Source organism: Pseudarthrobacter sp. Hb11 (genome assembly GCF_059383655.1).
This window is the reverse complement of record NZ_JBWZCM010000001.1, coordinates 198,462-217,634: the sequence shown is the minus strand read 5'-3', so window position 1 is coordinate 217,634 and position 19,173 is coordinate 198,462. Positions and strand designations below refer to the sequence as shown.

Genomic DNA, 19,173 nt, shown 5'->3' with positions numbered 1-19,173 from the left:
GCTACAGGTTACCGAGCCGGTCCCGGAGCTTGGCAAACATGCCGCCGCCGGCAGCAAGCTTTCCCTCCGTGATCTGCTCGCCGCGGAGTTTGGCGAGTTGGCGCAGCAGGTCTTCCTGCGCCGCATCAAGCCTGGCGGGCGTCTCGACCTGGAGATGGACCTTCAAGTCACCGCGGCCGTACCCGCGCAGGTGGGTGACGCCGAGGCCGCGCAGGGTGATGATCTCTCCGGACTGCGTGCCGGCCTTCACGTCGATCTCCTGGGCCCCGTCGAAGGTTTCGAGGGTCACGTCGGTGCCCAGGGCGGCTGCGGTCATGGGGATGTTGAGGGTGGCGTGCAGGTCGTCACCTTCCCGGACGTAGGTTGCGTCGTTGTTGACGCGGATCTCCACGTAGAGATCGCCGGCGGGGCCGCCGGCGGGACCTGCTTCCCCCTGGCCCGAGAGCTGGATGCGTGTCCCGGTGGCGACGCCGGCAGGAACCTTAATGGTCAGTGAACGGCGGCTGCGGATGCGGCCTTGTCCGCTGCACTCGTTGCACGGGTCTTTGATAACGGTTCCAAAACCTTCGCAGGTGCCGCACGGAGCGGCAGTCATGACCTGGCCAAGGATTGAACGCACGGCCCTCTGGACCTGGCCGCTGCCGCCGCAGATATCGCAGCGCTCGGGGTGGGTTCCGGGCTGGCAGCATGAGCCCTCACAGGTGGGGCAGACCACCGCCGTGTCCACTTCGAGCTTCTTGTTGACTCCAAACACGGCGTCGCGGAGCTCGATCCGGACGCTGATGAGCGCATCCTGCCCGCGCCGCACCCTCGACGCGGGACCGGTAGTGCCACCGGCGCCGAAGAAGGTGTCGAAGATGTCCTGGAAGGCGAAGCCCTGCCCGGCGTACGCTCCCCCGCCGAATCCGTTGTCCGTGCCGTTTTCGTTTCCGGTGGTGTCATAGACCCGCCGCTTCTGGGGATCCGAGAGGACTTCATAAGCATGGGTCACTGCCTTGAAGCGGTCCGCAACATCCTCACCGGGATTGACGTCCGGGTGAAGGGTCCGGGCCAGCTTTCGGTAGGCCTTCTTGATCTCTTCCCCGGTGGCATCCGGTGCGACTCCAAGGACTTCGTAGTGGCTGCTCAAAGTTAGTATCTCTTCCTTGTTGTTCTGCCTGCAGTCGAACTGCATACACTGCTGTGCGCCCTGGGGCGCTGAACTGTGGTCAGGGTCCCAGAATCCGTGACAGGTAACGGGCCACAGCCCTGACTGCCGCCATGGTGGTGGGGTAGTCCATTCTGGTGGGACCCAGCACGCCAATCTTGGCGACGCTGTCCGGGCCATAGCCCGTTGCGACGACGGATGCCTCCGCCAGGCCGTCGTATGGGTTTTCGCGGCCGATGCTCACGGCCACTCCGCGGTGGTCCTGTGCCATCTCGCTTAGCAGGCGAAGCATCACCACCTGCTCCTCGAGCGCTTCCAGCACCGGCCCGATGCTTAGCGGAAAGTCAACGTTGGAACGGGCCAGGTTGGCCGTGCCGGCCATCACCATCCGGTCTTCACGGCTGCTGTGGGCCAGGCCCTCCAGCCCGTGCGCCAGCGCCTGGGCTGCCTGCCGCTGTCCGGGGGCGACGCCGGACACCACTGCGGGCAGTGACTGCCCAAGCTGGGCCAAGGGAGTGCCGGCCAGGGATCCAAGGAATTGGCCGCGCAGCGCGGCAATAGCATCGTCAGCCAGGTCCTGCCCGACGTCGATGACCCGCTGTTCAACCTTGCCGCTGTTGGCAATCAGCACCACCAACACCTTCCGGGGGGCAAGGAGAACGAATTCGATGTGACGGACCAGTGCTCGATTAACGTGCGGATACTGGACGACGGCCACCTGGTTTGTCAGTTGGGACAACAGCCGGACGGTGCGTTCCAGGACGTCGTCGAGGTCATCTGCGCCTTCCAGCAGTGACTGGATGGCCCGCCGCTCCGCCTGGGACAGCGGCTTCACCGCGGAAATCTGGTCGACGAAGAGCCGGTAGCCTTTGTCCGTGGGGATGCGGCCCGCGCTGGTGTGCGGGGCGGTAATCAGTCCTTCGTCCTCAAGCGCGGCCATGTCATTGCGAATGGTGGCGCTGGAAACGCCGAGATGGTGACGCTCCACCAGGGCCTTGGACCCCACCGGCTCGCGGGAGTGGACGTAGTCCTCCACGATCGCCCGCAGTACTTCCAGCTTGCGCGGCTCGCTCACACTCCACCTCCATCAAGGGTTCAGGGCAGCCGTTCCGCCCGCACCGTGTGTCTACAGGGGTTAGCACTCGACATGCCTAAGTGCTAACAGTCTATTATGACTCGTCCCGTTGTTAGCATTGGTACCGCTCCGGGCGAAATTCCGGGCCAGGATCCAGCACGAGGCGGAGTGATTCCATGCATTACCAGAACTGGGGAGCCCAGGACCTGTCCGCACCTGCCAGGGCGCAACTGCCCGAGGTGCCCGTGGAGCGTGGCATGGTGCTGGAAGACGTCCAGTCCGGGTGGGTTGGCGCGGTAACCCGGGTGGAGAAGTCGGGAGGAATGCACGTGGTGGCACTGGAGGACCGCCGCGGCAAGTCCAGGTCCTTCCGGCTGGGCTTCGGGTTCCTCCTTGAAGGCCAGGCAATCCGCCTGATGCCCCCGGCGCCGCGGTCGCCGGCGGGTCCGGGCACCGCAGGCGGCAGGACGGCGTCGGGTTCTGTCCGTGTGGCAGGGCAGCGAGCACAGGTTGCCAAGGCGAGCCGCATCTGGGTGGAGGGAAAGCACGACGCCGAACTTGTCGAGAAGGTGTGGGGCGATGACCTCCGGGTGGAGGGCATCGTCGTCGAGCCGCTCCACGGCATTGATGACCTCGCTGCTGCCGTGGCCGATTTCAGGCCGGGGCCGGGCAGGCGCCTGGGAGTGCTTGTGGACCACCTGGTGCCCGACTCAAAGGAGTCCCGCATCGCCGGATCGGTGATGGCCTCTCCCGGCGCTGCGGGGAATGTGCTGATCGTCGGACACCCCTACGTTGACGTGTGGCAGGCCATCCGCCCGGCTGTCCTTGGCATCGAGAAGTGGCCTGTAGTGCCGCGCGGCCAGGACTGGAAGACCGGCGTCCTCGCCGCCTTTGGCTGGCCGCACGAGACGAAAGAGGATATCGGCCTGGGGTGGCAGAAGCTGCTGGGAGCCGTCCGCAGTTACGCCGACCTGGAAGCGTCCCTGCTGGGCAGGGTGGAAGAAGTCATCGATTTCCTCACTGTCCCCTAAACAGCGGGCGGGCCTGATTAGCGCTCCCGCCGGTGGGTGAGGTCAGCTAATACCGCTGCACCCAGTATTCTTGGTACAGCGGTGTCTGCGATCGCAGGACCCCGCAGCAGACATGGCACTCCTAGTCAGCACCATTGCACTTCAGAAGGAACAGACTGTGGCAGAAAACGCACGTGATCACAGGGACAGCCAGGGCGGCCGGGGCGGTTCGGAGTACCACGGCGTTCCGGCGAATGCGCTGCCCCTGACGGCCAGCGAAGACCGGCAGTGGGCTACGCTGGCCCACTTCGGCGGCATTTTGGGTTGCGTTCCTTCGCTGCTGATCTACCTGATCTTCCGTGACCGCGGCCCTTTTACGGCGCAGGAGTCAAAGGAAGCGCTGAACTTCAGCCTGCCGCCCACCATCGCGGCAGTGGTCGCCAACATCCTGGTCTTCGTGCCGGTGATCGGCAACGTCTTTGCCGTCATCGCCACACTGATCTGGATCGGCCTGACCTGCTTCTCGGTGGCCGCCGGCATCCACGTCAACAAGGGCCAGCCGCACCGTTACCCGTACAACCTGCGCTGGATCAAGTAGCGCAGGGAGGCTCCGGGCCTTCCGGAAGAACATGACGCCAGCGTCCGGCATGATGGGTGTATGCGCAGCGTCGAGTTGACCTTCGGGGAATCCACCGATTTGTCAATCAGGATGGATTGGGCACGGCTCGCGGAAGCCGGCCTGCCGAGCCTCGCCGCGCACACCTCACCGAGCAACAGGCCGCACATTACGCTGGCCGCCGGCACCGTGCTGGACGTCGGGTCCGTGCAGGATCTGTGGAATGGACTGCCACTCGACATCAGGTTTTCCGGCCTGGTGGTCTTCCCGGCCGGTCCCGGCAAGTACGTGCTGGCCCGGCTGGTTGTGCCGGCGGCGGGTTTGCTCGAACTGCACGCGCAGTTGCATCAGCGGTGCGTCGGCGCCTATGAAAACACCCTGCCGGACGCCTGGACGCCGCACGTCACCCTCGCCCGCCGGATCCCCGGTAAGCTGCTCGGCCCCGCTATGGATGCCCTGGACGGGCGGACAGAAGGGCAATGCATCGAGGCGCGCCTCTGGGACAGCTCCACCAGGACCACCACAACCCTCGGCGGCTCCCCGTAAATTTAAGCGGGAAGTACGCGGCGGACAACAGCATCCGCCAGGAGCCTGCCTTTGAGGGTGAGGACGAGCCGCCCCCGGAAAGCTGCGTGCGGTTCCACCAGTCCGTCCGCGATCAGGCTTGCGACCTGGTGGCGGCCTTCGGAGCCAAGGGCAGAAACCTCCAGGCCGGACTGCAGGCGCGCCTCGAGCATTACCCGCTCCACGTTCCGGGTTTCCGGATCCAGCGTTTCCCTCCCGGCAGCGGGCGACATTCCCTGCGCCAGGCGGCCGGCATAGGCCGTGGGGTGTTTGACGTTCCACCAGCGGACTCCCCCCACGTGCGAATGCGCGCCCGGGCCGATCCCCCACCAGTCATCGCCGCGCCAGTAGGCAAGGTTGTGGCGGCACGCCTGCTCCGGGGTGCGGGACCAGTTGCTGACCTCGTACCAGCCGAGGCCTGCTTCGGTGATCAGCTGGTCGGCAAGCTCATACTTGTCGGCGTGGTCGTCGTCGTCGATTCCGGGGACTTCACCACGGCGGATCTGGGCAGCGAGCTTCGTGCCGTCCTCCACGATCAGAGCGTACGCGCTGATGTGGTCAGGCTCGTAGGACAGGGCGGTCTCCAGCGAGCACCGCCAGTCGGTGAGGGATTCCCCCGGTGTTCCGTAGATCAGGTCCAGGCTGACTGCGAGGCCGGCCTCGCGTGCCCATTGAACCACTTGCGGGACCCGGCTGGGCGTGTGGGTACGGTCAAGCACCTTGAGGACGTGCGGGACGGCGGACTGCATGCCAAAGGAGACCCGGGTGAAGCCGGCGTCCTTGAGGATGGCGAGGGATTCCGGCGTTACGGAATCGGGGTTGGCCTCCGTGGTGACCTCGGCGCCGTCGTTAATTCCCCATTGCTCGATGGCCCTCCGGAGGATCAGTGCGAGATCTTCCGCGGGAAGCAGGGTGGGTGTGCCGCCGCCGAAGAACACTGTGCTCAGCTTCCGGGCGGGAAGGCCGGATTCGGCCAGCACTCGGGCCGCCATCGATACCTCCGCGGCAGCCGTGCCGGCATACGCGTCCTGGGAGGCGCCGCCTCCGAGCTCCGTGGCGGTGTAGGTGTTGAAGTCGCAGTAGCCGCAGCGCACCGCGCAGAACGGAATGTGCACATACAGGCCGAACGCCCGGTCCACCGAACCGTCCACTGCCTGGGCAGGCAGCAGACCGTCCGACGGCGCCGGGTCGCCGAGGGGAAGAGTGCTAGGCATTGCACGGGCCTCCGGTGTTGCCGGACGCGTTGTTCACTACTTCTTGGCCTTGTCCTTGGACTCGTCGGTGGTGAGGGCGGCGATGAAGGCTTCCTGGGGGACCTCGACGCGGCCCACCATCTTCATGCGCTTCTTGCCTTCCTTCTGCTTCTCCAGCAACTTGCGCTTACGGGAGATGTCGCCGCCGTAGCACTTGGCCAGGACGTCCTTGCGGATGGCGCGGATGCTTTCACGTGCGATGATCCTGGAGCCAATGGCGGCCTGGATGGGCACCTCGAACTGCTGGCGTGGAATGAGCTCGCGCAGCTTGGTGGTCATCATGACCCCGTAGGAGTAAGCCTTGTCGCGGTGTGTGATGGCGGAGAAGGCATCCACCTGCTCGCCCTGGAGCATGATGTCCACCTTCACCAGATCGGCCACCTGCTCGCCGTCGGCCTTCCAGTCCAGGGAACCGTAGCCACGGGTCTTGGACTTGAGGATGTCGAAAAAATCGAACACGATCTCGGCCAACGGCAGGCGGTACCGGATTTCCACCCTGTCCTCGGACAGGTAGTCCATGCCGCCCATAACGCCGCGCCGGCTCTGGCACAGTTCCATGATGGCGCCGACGAATTCGTTGGGGGCCAGGATGGTGGCAGACACCATCGGTTCGCGGACCTCGGAGATTTTGCCGGAGGGGTATTCGCTGGGGTTGGTCACGTGGACCACCTTTTTGTCCTCCAGCGTTACCTCGTATTCCACGTTGGGGGCGGTGGAAATCAGGTCCAGGTTGTACTCGCGTTCGAGTCGCTCGCGGGTGATTTCCAGGTGGAGCAGCCCGAGGAAGCCCACGCGGAATCCGAAGCCCAACGCGGCGGAGGTTTCCGGCTCGTACACCAGGGCAGCATCGTTGAGCATCAGCTTTTCCAGTGCATCGCGCAGCACGGGATAGTCCGTGCCGTCCAACGGATACAGGCCGGAGAAGACCATTGGCTTGGCATCGGCGTAGCCGGGAAGCGAATCGGCGGCCGGCTTGGCGAGGTTGGTGACGGTGTCGCCCACTTTGGACAGGCGGACATCCTTCACACCCGTGATGAGGTAGCCCACTTCGCCGACGCCCAGGCCCTTGGAAGGGGTGGGTTCAGGTGAGCTGACCCCGATCTCGAGGAGTTCATGGGTAGCCCGGGTGGACATCATTTGGATGCGTTCGCGGGGGTGCAGCATCCCATCCACCACGCGGACGTACGTGACCACACCGCGGTAGGTGTCATACACAGAGTCGAAGATCATGGCGCGGGCAGGGGCATTCGCATCACCCTCCGGCGCCGGCAGGTCGCGGACGATCTTGTCGAGCAGCGCTTCAACGCCCATCCCGGTCTTGCCCGAAACACGCAGGACGTCCTCCGGGTCCCCGCCGATGAGGCTGGCCAGTTCCGCCGCGTACTTTTCGGGCTGGGCGGCCGGGAGGTCGATCTTGTTCAGGACCGGAATGATCGTGAGGTTGTTTTCCATCGCCAGGTACAGGTTGGCGAGGGTCTGGGCCTCAATACCCTGCGCTGCGTCGACCAGGAGGATCGCTCCTTCGCAGGCCGCCAGGGAGCGGGAAACCTCGTAGGTGAAGTCCACGTGGCCAGGGGTGTCAATCATGTTCAGCGCGTAGCTGGTGCCCTCGAGTTCCCACGGCATGCGTACAGCCTGGGACTTGATGGTGATGCCGCGCTCACGCTCGATGTCCATGCGATCCAGGTACTGGGCCTTCATGTCGCGGGACTGCACGACGCCGGTGAACTGCAGCATGCGGTCGGCCAGGGTGGACTTGCCGTGGTCAATGTGCGCGATGATGCAGAAGTTCCGAATGATAGCCGGATCTGTCGCGGCGGGCACCGGGGCGGTGCGGGCCATGGGAGACACGCAGGGTCCTTACTGTTGGCATTCACGCGGGCGCCGCCAGGACGCACGAACGGCACCCTGCGGACGCGCCGCACATCTGGAACCTCAAGTGTCCCACGTCCGGGCAGGTGGCACTGCATTACGTGCCCTTTGATGTTCCATGCCTGCGATGGAAGCCGACGCTAGGGTTGCTGGATGGCTATCAACTTCCGCTCCCTGGCAAACGCCGTCAAAGCCGGCCTTCGCGTGCTGCAGAAGCCGGGCAGGGGCACACCGGCCGGCACCCCCGGCCCAGCGCGCCGCGCACCCTCCGCCGCCAGTCCGCGGAACGGACATTACCCCGGCGACTTTCAACGCCAGACGTTACGCGCCACAGCGGGACGGCGAGCCGGATCCGGGTGAGGTGGTGTGGGCCTGGGTCCCCTACGAGGAGGACCACACACGCGGAAAGGACCGTCCGGTGCTGTTGGTGGGCCAAAGCGGCGGGTACCTTCTTGGGTTGATGCTCACCAGTAAGGACCGGGTGCCCGGTTTGGGAGCATCAGCAGACTACGTGGACATCGGCACCGGCGGGTGGGACCGGGAGGGCCGGCCCAGCGAAGCCCGGCTGGACCGAATTGTTCAGCTTCGGCCGGACGGCATCCGGCGGGAAGGCGCCGTACTGGACCGTGAACGGTTTGAACGGGTGGCTGATGGGCTGCGCCGGCGACACGGCTGGAGTTAGCTGCCCAAATGGCCAGGCCTGCGCCTGACCTGCTATTCTTTATAGCTGTGTGTCCGTGCAGGTCGACGGCCACTGATGGTTGGCCGCCATAGGTATCCCCACGCCGCTCAGTCAATGGCCAATCTGAAAGCCCTCTAGACCATTTCCGCATTAAAAAGAGAGTTCACACGTGGCGAATATCAAGTCCCAGAAGAAGCGCATCCTCACCAACGAGAAGGCACGCCTGCGCAACAACGCAGTCAAGTCCGAGCTGAAGACGGCCATCCGCGCCGTCAACACCGCCGTTGAGTCCACGGACAAGGATGCAGCTGCTGCTGCCCTGGTTGCTGCCAGCCGCAAGCTGGACAAGGCTGTCAGCAAGGGTGTTCTGCACAAGAACAACGCAGCGAACCGCAAGTCGGCGATCTCCAAGAAGGTCAACGCACTGTAAGGTTTCCAGTTCCCTGAACTGATGGTTGTGGCCGGTACCGGTTGGTACCGGCCACACATCTTTAACCACCGGGGTGCGGTTTCGGGTTAGGCCGTTTGTTCCAGTGCCCGCTTGGCGCGGGCGCTGGTTACCTGCCCTGGACGGACATCGCGATCACCGTAACCGCGTGTTCCACGGCGTAGACAGGATCGCGGGACAGGCCCTTGACCTGGGCGTCAGCCTCCGCGGTGGCCTGGATGGAGCGGACCAGGCCGTCCGGCGTCCATCGCCGGACGTCCCGCTGAGCCTGTTCAACGAGCCAAGGCTGCATCCCAAGGTCAGCGGCTATCTGGGCTGAAGAACCCGAAGCGCCAGCCACGCGGGCCACCGTCCGCAGCTTTGCCGCCAGCGCGGCGACGAGCGGAACGGGATCAGCTCCTGTGGCGAGGGCATGGCGCAGAGTGGACAGCGCGAGCGGGCCGTTTCCTGCCATGGCGGCGTCGGCCACCTTGAAGGCGGTGGCTTCAATCCGTCCGCCGTAGTAACGGTCAACGATGTCGGTGGTCACTGTCGTGCCGGCGTCCGCGATGAGCTGGCTGCATGCTGCCGCCAGTTCCGAAAGGTTCGCTCCGACGGCGTTGACCAGCGCCTGCACGGCGTCCTGTTCGATTCTCCGCCCGGCCCCCTTGAATTCGGCGGCGACAAAAGCCACCTTGTCCGCATCCTTTTTGAGGGGCTGGCAGTCCACTACCGGCCAGCCGCCCTTCTTGATAGCGTCGAGCAACTTCTTGCCGCGGACTCCCCCGCCGTGCCGCAGCACCAGGACCGCGTCGGACTCCGGATGGCCGAGGTAGGCAAGGGCCTCGGCGAGGAAGGCGTCGTTCATCGACTCGACAGCCTCGACTTCGATGAGCTTGCTTTCGCCGAAAAGGGACGGGCTGACCTGCATAAGCAGGGTCCCCGCCTCGTAGGCCGCGGCGTTGATGCGGCTGACCTCAACGTCCGGGGCGGCTGCCCGTACCTCTGCACGGACACGGTCCATGGCCCTGATGCCGAGGTATTCTTCAGGTCCGGTGACCAGGACGACCGCAGCCGGGGTTACGTCGCGCCAGGTGGGGCCGTTCGACGCCGGCGAACGGGTTGCACGTTTCTGCGCAGCGGCCATCGGGGCTTCCTTCCGGAAAGTTTTGTGGAGTATCCCAGCCTGCCATGTCCGGCGGCCCGGTCAAAGCCAGGACCGCGCGTTGGCAACACTCGCGGGGCGGACCTGCGCAGCGGTTCCCGGTTGCGGCGCTTCAGGCTTCCGGCCGCGTACCGCTCCAGCACTTCGATCAGGGAAACGGTGCGCTGATGCAACGCCACCACACACCGGATAAGCCGGTGCGGGCGGAGTGCGGCGCACACGGTAACGAACGTCAGCACCGACAGGAACAGCATGGTCAGCACGCCCGCCATACCCTCGGGCCAGGGAAGGGCTGAGCCGGGAAGCTGCGAGGCAAACCTGGCCGTCGCCGCCACCCCCGCACTGAACATACCCGCCACCGCGATCAGGAGTGTTCCTGCCCACGGGACCAGCACCACCAGGGGCACGGCAGCGGTCCCCAGCAGTGTTACGGGTGCCACGAGTGGCGACGCTATGACGTTTGCCAGCAGTGAGTAGGTGGAAAACTGGGGCTGCAGCACAACAATCACCGGCCCGCAGAGCAGTTGGGCGGACAGGGGAACAGCCACCGCAGCCGCTGCCCAGCGCGGAATGAATGCCGGGGCCCACGCCATGATGCGCTGGCCCAGGACGATGATTCCAAATGTTGCCAGGACGGACAGGAGGAACCCGAAACTCGATCCCAGCCCCGGGTCAACCAGCAGGAGGCCGATCACGGCAAGGCACAGGAAGCTCAGGCCACGCCCGGACCGGCCACCCGCCAGGGACACCACTGCCACCGCTCCCATAAGCGCTGCCCGCAGGACGCTCGCATCCGGCCCAACAAGAAGCACGAACATCCCGAGTCCTGCCACAGCCAGCCCAGCCGAGGCCAGCCGGGGCAAGCGGAAACGCCGGCACAACAGCAGCAGCGCGCCGAGGACCAGGCTGCAATTTGCCCCGCTGACGGCTGTCAGGTGGGTCATGCCCACGCTTTTCATGGCGGCGTTCAAGCCCTCATCGAGCGCACTGGTATCCCCGGTGACCATTCCCGGAAGCAGGCCGCGGGGATCCAGGGCCAGGAAAGAGGCAGCGGATACGAACCGTGCCCGCAGTTCCGTGGCTGCTTCCTGCAGGACTGGCGGACCAGCCGGCGGTCCTGGTCCAGAGGACGCTGTAAGGGCGCCGGCTTCCTCCCGCCCGGGATCCGCGGGGCGCAGCTTTCCTGTTGCCCGGACCAGCTGGCCGGGCACCACAGTGCCCCAACCGCCGCCGCCGACCACCAGCAGCTGGGCCCGGGTCCGCAGCACAACACCGCCGGTACTGACCTCCCGCGTCCATACAGGTACGGACCAGCGTGCAGGCGGGCCGGCTTGGTTGGGTGCAGTCAGCGCACGGGGCGCTCCTGCCACTTCCAGTATGGCTACTACTGATTTTCCCGAAGAGACGGCGGCAGCGAGGGGACCGTCGTGCCGCTGGGTGGCTGCCACCGCCGAATGCGCTGCCGTCGTTGCGGCAAGGAGGAGGGCGACGGCCGTAGTGGTCAGGAAGCTGCGCCGGGCCGGTCTGCTGGTGCCCAGCCTGGCCGCCCGGCGTGCACGGGGCATCACGGTACGGTGCAGCAGCAGGGCCGAAAGGACGAGCAGTGCGCAGCAGAGGCCGCCCAGGGCCATCGGGGGCAGCCAGAGCCCGGCGACGGAGGCACTCCAGACGAGCGCGGCCGGCAGTGCCAGCCGGACGTCGGTGCGACGGCGTGGAGTTTCGCCGCCAGCCGGGTCTGCGTCCTGCCGCGCTTTCCTGGCGCCGTCCCGGAATCGGGCAGATTGCGAAACCCAAAGCTGTTCGAGGCTTTTTCCGGGGCAACCGGCAGGGCCACCGGCGCCCAGCAACCTCCGGCGCGGTTGGGCCGGGGTACCTTTCCCCGATCCCTCCCCGGTTGCTGACGACGGCTGTCCCATGGCGCCGGCTTGCTGCGCGTCCTGCCCGCCGGCCGCATGCCCCCGGACCGCCGACTCTACATAGCGGCTCCAGGGGCTCGACCCGGTCCCCGCTGTTCTGTTATCCATGTCGCCGCCCGACGCACATCATCATCATTGCACCTTGCCTTTGTGTCAGATGGTCACCAGTGGCAGCAATGCTTCAAGCATCTTTGGACCGACACCGTCAATGGCGTCAAGGTCCTCGACCGCTTTGAACAGGCCATGTTCCTTGCGCCAGTCCACGATCCGCTGTGCCAGCACAGGGCCGACCTTCGGCAAACCATCCAGTTCCTCCACCCCGGCGGTATTCAGGTTGATCTTCGATCCTGCCGGCCCTCCGGCAGTTCCGTCCGGGGAATCCCCGGCCGCCGGCCCGGCTGGATCCCCAGACCCGGCTGGCAGTGGTTCGCCCCGCTGCGGGACATGGATTTTTTGTCCATCCTCCACAACCACGGCGAGGTTGAGGCGGTTTAGGTCAGCACCGGGCCCGGCCCCTCCGGCCGCGGCAACGGCCTCGTGTACCCGGCTGCCGGCGGGCAACTTCACCACTCCTGGCCGAAGCACCGACCCGGCAACGTGAACCACAACCCTGCCCGAGGGTGCACTTTCCTGCGTGTCGGGCTCGGGACCCGCACGGCTGCCGCCACCACTGTCCTTCTCCCCCGAGGCGCTGTCCGCGGCTGTTGGGTCGGCGGTTCCGGGACTGACGCCGCTGAGCGGCAGGACCTCCGGCCGGCCGGACTCCGCCTGCCACCAAAACCAGGCACCGGCAGCCACTGCAAGGACGCCCAGGAGCACGCCCAGCCGAAAACTGAGGCGCCAGCGAACTGCGGGGCCCACGTCGACTGGGGCCTTGGCCGGACCTTCCCCCGTAAGGGCACTGCTCCCTTTTTCCCCGCCGTCAGTGCCCCGGTATTCGAAGGAGGGCCCGCCGTCGTCCCCAAGCAATAGCCCACGGGAGTTGTCCCCCAGGGTAGCCTGCAGCCGGGACCTGGCGTGGCGCGCCCGTTCACCTGCTGCTCCAGCATCGCGGCGTGACATTCCCCCACGCTAAGAACAAGTCACGGCAGGCAACAGGGCAAAAGGCCGCTATGTGGAAAGGACGTGGTCAGGGGGCGTCGTCCACGGCAAAGCTATCGCCCACAATGACGGCGAGAACACCCAGCCCCGCATGGGCAGCAAGTACGGCAGGAAGGGAGCTGATCTGGGCAGGAGGGCACTGCGGCAGGGCAGCGGCCAACCGTTCGGCCAGGCCCTCCGCTTCCGTTGGGTTTCCGAAATGGTGGACGGCAAGGCGCACGTCCCCAGAAGCGGTGCGGGCAGAAGCATCCGCGGCCACGATCTCCTCCAGCCGGGAAACTGCCCGGACGGCTGAGCGCACCTTCTCCAACGGGACGATCTTTCCCCCGTCGACACCGAGGATGGGCTTAATAGCAAGCATCGTGCCCCACAAGGAAGCAGCCGCGCCGATCCGCCCTCCGCGTCGGAGCTGCTCGAGGCTCGGAACGTAGAAATAGACCTTGGTCCGTCCTGCCTGGCCGGCGGCAGCGGCAGCCACTGCCTCCGCATCGGCGCCCTCGGCGGCAACGCGCGCAGCTTCCTGGACGGCCATCCCCAGGGCCATGCCGACCGTTCCGGAATCGACCACTTCCACGGGTATGCCCACCCTGCCGGCCGCAAGCCGCGCGGCGTCTGCCGTGCCGGACAGGCCGCCCGAGATGTGCACGGACACTACCGCTTCAAACCCCCTGCGCTGCGCCGCCGCGTAGGCCTGTTCAAACTGTCCGGGCGAGGGCCGGGAGGTCTTCACGGAAGTCCCGCTGGCCAGGGCCAGCGCAATGGTCTCCGAGATATCGTCTTCGCCCTCGCCGTAGATCTCCTCGCCCACCATCACCGGCATGGGAATGACGGTGAGCCGTCCGTCGCCACTCAGGCCCGCAGCCCAGTCGGCGGGCAGCGCGGCGGCAGAATCAGTCACCACAGCAGTACGTACGACGGCGTCCGGCTGGGTTGCCGGAATTTCCTGCCGGCGGCGGGCCAGCAGGCGTGCGCGGACCCAGGGCCAGGCGGCGGCGTCGCGGTGTGGCAAAGGGGCCTCCTGGAGTCACAGCGGGCCGCCGGAGGATTCCGGCGGCCCGGTCCGGCCTATGCCGGGACGATGTTGACCAGTTTAGGGGCGCGGACGATCACGGTGCGGATGCCGCGGCCGTCGAGGGCGCGCTGGACGTTGTCCGAGGCCAGCGCCAGTTCGCGCAACTGGTCCTCGGTGACGTCGGGCGAGACCTCAAGCCTGTCCCGGACCTTGCCCTGGACCTGAACCACGGCGGTGACGGTGTCCTGTACCAGCAGGGCCGCGTCGTGGGCCGGCCAGCCGGCGTTCGCTACCGAGGCCGGGTGGCCCAGGACGTTCCACATATCCTCCGCGGTGTAAGGCGCGAAGAGGCTGAGGATGACGGCAACCGCCTCGGCAGCTTCCCGTACCGCGGGATCAGCCCCGCCGGCACCGGCATCTATAGTCTTCCGGGTCGCGTTGACCAACTCCATCAGCTTGGCCACCACCACGTTAAACTTGTTGTTGTCCAGCAGCGCCGCGGCGTCGGCGATGGTGCGGTGCGTGACCGACCGCAGCGTGCGGTCCCCGGATGCGGGGTCAACACCGGGTTCGCTGGTGACATCCTGCGCCAGCCGCCACGCGCGGGCCAGGAACTTCGCGGAGCCCGAGGGCGAAACATCGGCCCAGTCGACGTCGTCTTCGGGAGGCGACGCGAAGATCATGGTGAGCCGGACAGCGTCCACGCCGTACCTGTCCAGCTGCTCGCCGAGGTCGACGCCGTTGCCCAGGGACTTGCTCATGGCTTTGCCGCCGTTAAGGACCTGGCCCTGGTTGAGCAGGGCGCTGAACGGCTCGTCGGCGTCGATCATGCCCAGGTCGTGGATGACCTTGGTGAAGAAGCGGGCGTAGAGGAGGTGCAGGATGGCATGCTCCACACCGCCCACATACTGGCCTACCGGCATCCAGTCGTTGATTTTTGCCGGGTCGAAGGGACCCTCCGTGAACTCCGGTGAGACGAAACGCAGGAAGTACCAGGACGAGTCCACAAAGGTGTCCATAGTGTCGGTGTCGCGCTTGGCCGGTCCGTGGCAGTTGGGGCATTCAACATTGACCCAGGCCTCTGCCGCAGCCAGCGGGGACGTCCCCTTCGGCGACAGGTCCTCGCCGCGGAGGTCTGCCGGCAGAGTGACGGGCAGCTGCTCATCAGGCACGGGAACCTCGCCGCAGGACGGGCAGTGGATGATCGGGATGGGGGTGCCCCAGAACCGCTGGCGGCTGAGCAGCCAGTCGCGCAGCCGGAAGTTCACGAACTTCTCTCCGGTGCCCTGGCGTTCCAGGATGGCGATCGCGGCCGGGATCGCCTCAGCCTTGGGCAGTCCGTCCAGGTCGCCGGAGTTGATCAGCGTGCCCTCCCCCGCGGTGGCGGTGCCGGACACTGCGGGGTCTTCTTCGCCGGTGTTCAGGACGGCACGTACCGGGAGGTCAAACTTCCGGGCAAAGTCGAGGTCGCGCTGGTCGTGGGCGGGCACTGCCATGATGGCGCCCGTGCCGTAGTCGGCCAGGACGTAGTCAGCTGCCCACACAGGGAGCTTCTCTCCGTTCAGCGGGTTGATGGCGTAACGGCCGGTGAAGACGCCGGTCTTCTCCCGTTCCGTGGACTGGCGTTCGATTTCGGTGAGCGCTTTGACCTGCTCACGGTATTCGTCCAGGGCAGCCGCGTGTTCATCCGTAACCAGTTCGACGGCGAGCGGCGCGTCCGCGGCAACGACAAAGAAGGTTGCGCCGTACAGGGTGTCGGGACGGGTGGTGAAAACCGTGACGTCCTTGGCAGGCTTGCCGCCGTCGCCTTCGATCACGAAGTTGACGTGCGCACCCTCGGAACGGCCGATCCAGTTCTTCTGCATCGCCAACACCCGCTCGGGCCAGTGGCCCCGCAGCTCATCCATGTCATCAAGCAGCCGGTCAGCGTACTCGGTGATCTTGAAGTACCACTGGTTCAGGGACTTCTTGGTGACGGTGGTGCCGCAGCGTTCGCAGGCGCCGTTGACAACCTGCTCGTTTGCCAGCACGGTCTGGTCCTTGGGGCACCAGTTGACCGGTGAATCCTTGCGGTACGCCAGGCCACGCTCGTAGAAGCGCTTGAACAGCCACTGGGTCCAGCGGTAGTACTCGGGGTCCGAGGTGTGCAGCCGGCGGGACCAGTCAGCGGAGATGGCGTAGCGCTTGAAGGACGCGGCCTGCGTGTCAATGTTGGCGTAGGTCCACTCACTGGGATGGGCGTTGCGCTTGATGGCGGCGTTCTCGGCCGGCAGGCCGAAGGAGTCCCAGCCGATCGGGTGCAGGACGTCGTAGCCCTGCTGGCGAAGGTAACGGGCCACAACGTCACCCATGGCAAATGCTTCGGCGTGCCCCATGTGCAGGTCCCCGGACGGGTAGGGGAACATGTCCAGCACGTAGCGCCGCTCCCGGGACCCGTCGTCGACAGGGGTGAAGACCTTGAGGTCTTCCCACACCTGCGGCCATTTGGCCTCCATAGCGGCAAAACTGTACGTACCCTCCTCGGGCACCTCCGCCGACACTGCTGCTGTTCCGGTCTCTGTCTCCGGTTGAACGCCCACTGCTGCCCTCTTCTGTTCTGTTACGGCATCTGTGCTGCCATAACGGCCTGATCCTCCTGCCGGCGGCCCGGAAACAAGCCCGGACACACAAAAGCCCCTCTCCATGGAGGGGCTGCCGCACGGTTATCCGTTGTTTCGGATGCCGGGCGGCTAACTAAGCAGAAGGATCGCACGCATGCAACCACTTTAGCGCACCCCGGGGGCAGGACGTTGAGCGGCTGACCTGTACCGCCGGCGCCCTGCGTCACTAAACTTAAGCCGGCAATCCAGCTACATTCCCCGCAGGTGGCTCCTTGGGCAATGACTCTGGTGATGGGTTGGGCGATGACGCCGGTGCTGCTTTCAGGGCCGGCCCCTCTGGCGGTGCCCTTTTTCCGCGCCTGGACGGACCTCTTCCCCTGACGCGGGACGAGGCCGGCAGCAAAGCCGCAGCCCTGTCCGAACTCAAATCCGCAGGGTTTCCCGTTCCTCCCGGCTTCGTCGTCACACGCGCGGCTTTTGACGCCCGGCCGAAAGACAACCAGGCTGCGTGGGACCGCCAGCTGCGGGCCGCCGCCCTCATGGCCGGCCCCGGACCGTACGCGGTCCGCTCCTCGGCCGTGGCCGAAGACCTGCCCGGTGCCTCCTACGCCGGGATGTATGAAAGTTACCTGGACGTGCCGGGCGGAGACCTTCCGTCCGCCATCATCCGCTGTTTCGGTTCGGCTGACGCCGGCCGTGTCCGGGCGTACCAGGAATTTCTCCGCCTGCATCCGCCTGACCACCCGCATGCTGGACTAAACGCCGATCCGGACGCCCTGCCGGACGCTGGCGACGCAGCTCCCGCCGGCGTCGGGACCATGGCGGTCCTCGTGCAGCAGATGGTGGACGCCGCGGCTGCCGGCGTTGCCTTCACCGCGAATCCCTTGACCGGAGCCCGGGACGATACGGTGATTTCCGCTGTGAAGGGGCTCGGGGAAAGTCTGGTGGGAGGGTGGGAGCGCGGCGAGGAGTGGTTGGCGCGGAGTGGACTGGTCAGCCGCAGGAGTGGTGCTGCCGCGCAGCCAGGTTCTGTACTGACGAGGCAAAGCGCGACGGCGGTCGCCGCCTTGGCAGGCAGCGTCGCCCGGCACTTCGGCTGCCCGCAGGACGTGGAGTGGGCGATGGACCGTTCCGGGCGTATCCAGGTCCTGCAGGCGCGTCCGATGACAGCCGTTCCGGAACCGGCGGTGTGGCGGGCCCCGGGAAAGGGCGCCTGGCTCCGGAACTTCCGGCTCGGTGAATGGCTGCCGGAACCTGTCACACCGCTCTTTATGGACTGGATCATTCCCTGCATGGATGCCGCCTACAACGATGCCGTTTTCCACTCGACGGGTCTTCGGGTTCCCATGGGCAATGCCACAGTGAATGGCTGGTACTACATGGCCCCGCCAACACCCCGGGCCCTCCCCCACCTCATTTTTGGCGGCGTGCCGCCCTCGCTGCCCTACTTCTTCAACTCCGTGGTCCGCCCCATGATCGACCCCGCCGGTGCAGACCGCGAAGTCCTGCGGGACCTTGAGCTGGAATGGCGCAGCCAACACCTCCCTGCCTACCGCAGGCTGGTGGACAGTTACAAGGATGTCCCGCTGCCGCCAACCCTGGCCGGGCGGATGGACCTCATTGAACAAGTGGCACGCGCGGCCGGAGAGTATCTCTGGTTCTTCGCCGCCACAGGCGGGGCGGCCTGGAAAATGGAGCTGGTCCTGGCCAGGTTCTGGCGCAGGCACCTTGCTCCCGCCTTAGCCACCCGGCAGGAGCAGGGACTTTACGACGGCGGCGGCTACCAGGTGCTGCTCGGCGGCCTTGCCCCGGAATTGCAGGCCAGAGACGACCACGCCGTCTACAGCCTCGACTGGTACCACCCGACGGCGGGCGAAGAGCCAGGCCCTGCAGTCCCGTCCGCTAGTGACGCCCGGAGTGCCGCCGCCGCTGCTGCCGCGGCCAACCGACGACGGGCAGCGGAGGAGGCTTGCCGATCGATCCTCGAGGACTCCCGCCGGCTGCGCCGGTTCGACCATTTACTTGCGGTTGCCCAGCACTATGCCCTGCTCCGGGAGGAACAGGTGCGGGACTTTACCCTGGGCTGGCCGCTGCTGCGCCGTTGCGCCGCCGAAATTGGGACGCAGCTGGAACAGGCCGGCATCATCAACAGCCCGGACGACGTCTACTTCCTGACGCGGCAGGATCTGCGGCTGGAAGCGCCGCCGCAGCAGGACAACGTGGCCAGCCGCCGCCGGGTCTGGCTTCGTCAACGGAAGCTTGCCGCCCCGCTGGTGCTGGGCAGGCTTCCGATGCTCGGCAACACCTTTGACCGGATGGCCAACGCGGCCCGCAGCACCACCAACCTTCCCCGTGGTGCACTGGTGGGCCATCCCGCAAGCCCCGGCCGGGCCAGGGGCCGGGTCCGCATCATCGAAGGCCCCGGGGACTTTGCACAGTTCCAACCGGGCGAGGTCCTGGTGGCCAGGGCAACAGCACCAGCCTGGACTCCCCTCTTTGCCCAGGCGGCAGCGGTGGTCACGGACGGAGGCAACCTGGCAGCCCACGCCTCCCTGGTAGCCCGCGAGTACGGCATCCCGGCAGTAGTAGGAACAGGCACCGCCACCCAAGTCCTCAAAACAGGCCAACTGGTAACAGTAGACGGCAGCGCAGGCACCATCGAAACCCACGAGGAGTGAGCGGGCGTCCCCCACGAGGACCAAGCTGACCTGCCGGAAAAAGGGGCCGGTGACT

At 66.2% G+C, this 19,173-nt stretch carries 15 protein-coding genes; 6 read left to right on the top strand and 9 right to left on the bottom strand.

Translation table 11 applies throughout. The features are described from left to right. Position 1 precedes the first annotated feature (1 nt). Together dnaJ and hrcA are read right to left on the bottom strand one after the other, a co-directional pair. Complete coding sequence (gene dnaJ / locus AC50X7_RS01045) at positions 2 to 1,129, bottom strand: molecular chaperone DnaJ (RefSeq protein WP_494977367.1); 1,128 nt, start codon at positions 1,127 to 1,129, stop codon at positions 2 to 4. A 79-nt stretch (positions 1,130 to 1,208) separates the two neighbouring features. Further along, positions 1,209 to 2,222: a heat-inducible transcriptional repressor HrcA gene (gene hrcA / locus AC50X7_RS01040; RefSeq protein ID WP_307094987.1), complete on the bottom strand. Its 1,014-nt coding sequence runs from the start codon at positions 2,220 to 2,222 to the stop codon at positions 1,209 to 1,211. Between the two features lie 176 nt (positions 2,223 to 2,398). Here hrcA and AC50X7_RS01035 point away from each other — a divergent pair, with 176 nt between their 5' ends. The 3 genes from AC50X7_RS01035 (at position 2,399) to AC50X7_RS01025 (ending at position 4,394) form a co-directional block, all read left to right on the top strand. Further along, positions 2,399 to 3,253, top strand: coding sequence for a DUF3097 domain-containing protein (locus AC50X7_RS01035; protein WP_494977366.1), 855 nt, complete (start codon positions 2,399 to 2,401; stop codon positions 3,251 to 3,253). A gap of 157 nt (positions 3,254 to 3,410) precedes the next feature. After that, complete coding sequence (locus AC50X7_RS01030; protein ID WP_494977365.1) at positions 3,411 to 3,830, top strand: DUF4870 domain-containing protein; 420 nt, start codon at positions 3,411 to 3,413, stop codon at positions 3,828 to 3,830. A gap of 60 nt (positions 3,831 to 3,890) precedes the next feature. Continuing rightward, complete coding sequence (locus tag AC50X7_RS01025; protein WP_494977364.1) at positions 3,891 to 4,394, top strand: 2'-5' RNA ligase family protein; 504 nt, start codon at positions 3,891 to 3,893, stop codon at positions 4,392 to 4,394. A 2-nt stretch (positions 4,395 to 4,396) separates the two neighbouring features. Here the strand turns inward: AC50X7_RS01025 and hemW are convergent, their stop codons facing one another. Beyond that, positions 4,397 to 5,626 carry a radical SAM family heme chaperone HemW gene (gene hemW, locus AC50X7_RS01020; protein WP_494977363.1) on the bottom strand — a complete coding sequence of 410 codons (1,230 nt, stop codon included), beginning with the start codon at positions 5,624 to 5,626 and terminating at the stop codon, positions 4,397 to 4,399. A gap of 36 nt (positions 5,627 to 5,662) precedes the next feature. Then, entirely contained in the window at positions 5,663 to 7,516 is a 1,854-nt protein-coding gene (gene lepA / locus AC50X7_RS01015; protein ID WP_307094982.1) for a translation elongation factor 4, read from the bottom strand. Between the two features lie 382 nt (positions 7,517 to 7,898). Between lepA and AC50X7_RS01010 the strand changes: the two genes are divergently transcribed. Both AC50X7_RS01010 and rpsT read left to right on the top strand, forming a co-directional pair. Further along, positions 7,899 to 8,219 carry a type II toxin-antitoxin system PemK/MazF family toxin gene (locus AC50X7_RS01010; RefSeq protein ID WP_494977362.1) on the top strand — a complete coding sequence of 107 codons (321 nt, stop codon included), beginning with the start codon at positions 7,899 to 7,901 and terminating at the stop codon, positions 8,217 to 8,219. A 169-nt stretch (positions 8,220 to 8,388) separates the two neighbouring features. Beyond that, the gene (gene rpsT / locus AC50X7_RS01005) at positions 8,389 to 8,649 is read left to right on the top strand and encodes a 30S ribosomal protein S20 (RefSeq protein WP_011692086.1); all 261 of its coding nucleotides are present in this window, start codon (positions 8,389 to 8,391) and stop codon (positions 8,647 to 8,649) included. A 127-nt stretch (positions 8,650 to 8,776) separates the two neighbouring features. Here the strand turns inward: rpsT and holA are convergent, their stop codons facing one another. The 5 genes from holA to leuS all read right to left on the bottom strand — a co-directional run bounded on the left by holA (position 8,777) and on the right by leuS (position 16,419). After that, positions 8,777 to 9,793 carry a DNA polymerase III subunit delta gene (gene holA, locus AC50X7_RS01000; RefSeq protein WP_494977361.1) on the bottom strand — a complete coding sequence of 339 codons (1,017 nt, stop codon included), beginning with the start codon at positions 9,791 to 9,793 and terminating at the stop codon, positions 8,777 to 8,779. Further along, complete coding sequence (locus AC50X7_RS00995; protein ID WP_494977360.1) at positions 9,727 to 11,835, bottom strand: ComEC/Rec2 family competence protein; 2,109 nt, start codon at positions 11,833 to 11,835, stop codon at positions 9,727 to 9,729. Before AC50X7_RS00995 ends, holA begins: the two co-directional genes overlap by 67 nt. Positions 11,836 to 11,880: 45 nt before the next feature. Next, complete coding sequence (locus AC50X7_RS00990) at positions 11,881 to 12,789, bottom strand: ComEA family DNA-binding protein (protein ID WP_494977359.1); 909 nt, start codon at positions 12,787 to 12,789, stop codon at positions 11,881 to 11,883. Positions 12,790 to 12,856: 67 nt separating this feature from the next. Beyond that, complete coding sequence (locus tag AC50X7_RS00985; protein WP_494977358.1) at positions 12,857 to 13,837, bottom strand: DegV family protein; 981 nt, start codon at positions 13,835 to 13,837, stop codon at positions 12,857 to 12,859. Positions 13,838 to 13,893: 56 nt separating this feature from the next. After that, positions 13,894 to 16,419, bottom strand: coding sequence for a leucine--tRNA ligase (gene leuS, locus AC50X7_RS00980; RefSeq protein ID WP_494977357.1), 2,526 nt, complete (start codon positions 16,417 to 16,419; stop codon positions 13,894 to 13,896). Between the two features lie 293 nt (positions 16,420 to 16,712). Between leuS and AC50X7_RS00975 the strand changes: the two genes are divergently transcribed. After that, positions 16,713 to 19,118, top strand: coding sequence for a PEP/pyruvate-binding domain-containing protein (locus tag AC50X7_RS00975; protein ID WP_494977356.1), 2,406 nt, complete (start codon positions 16,713 to 16,715; stop codon positions 19,116 to 19,118). Positions 19,119 to 19,173: the final 55 nt, after the last annotated feature.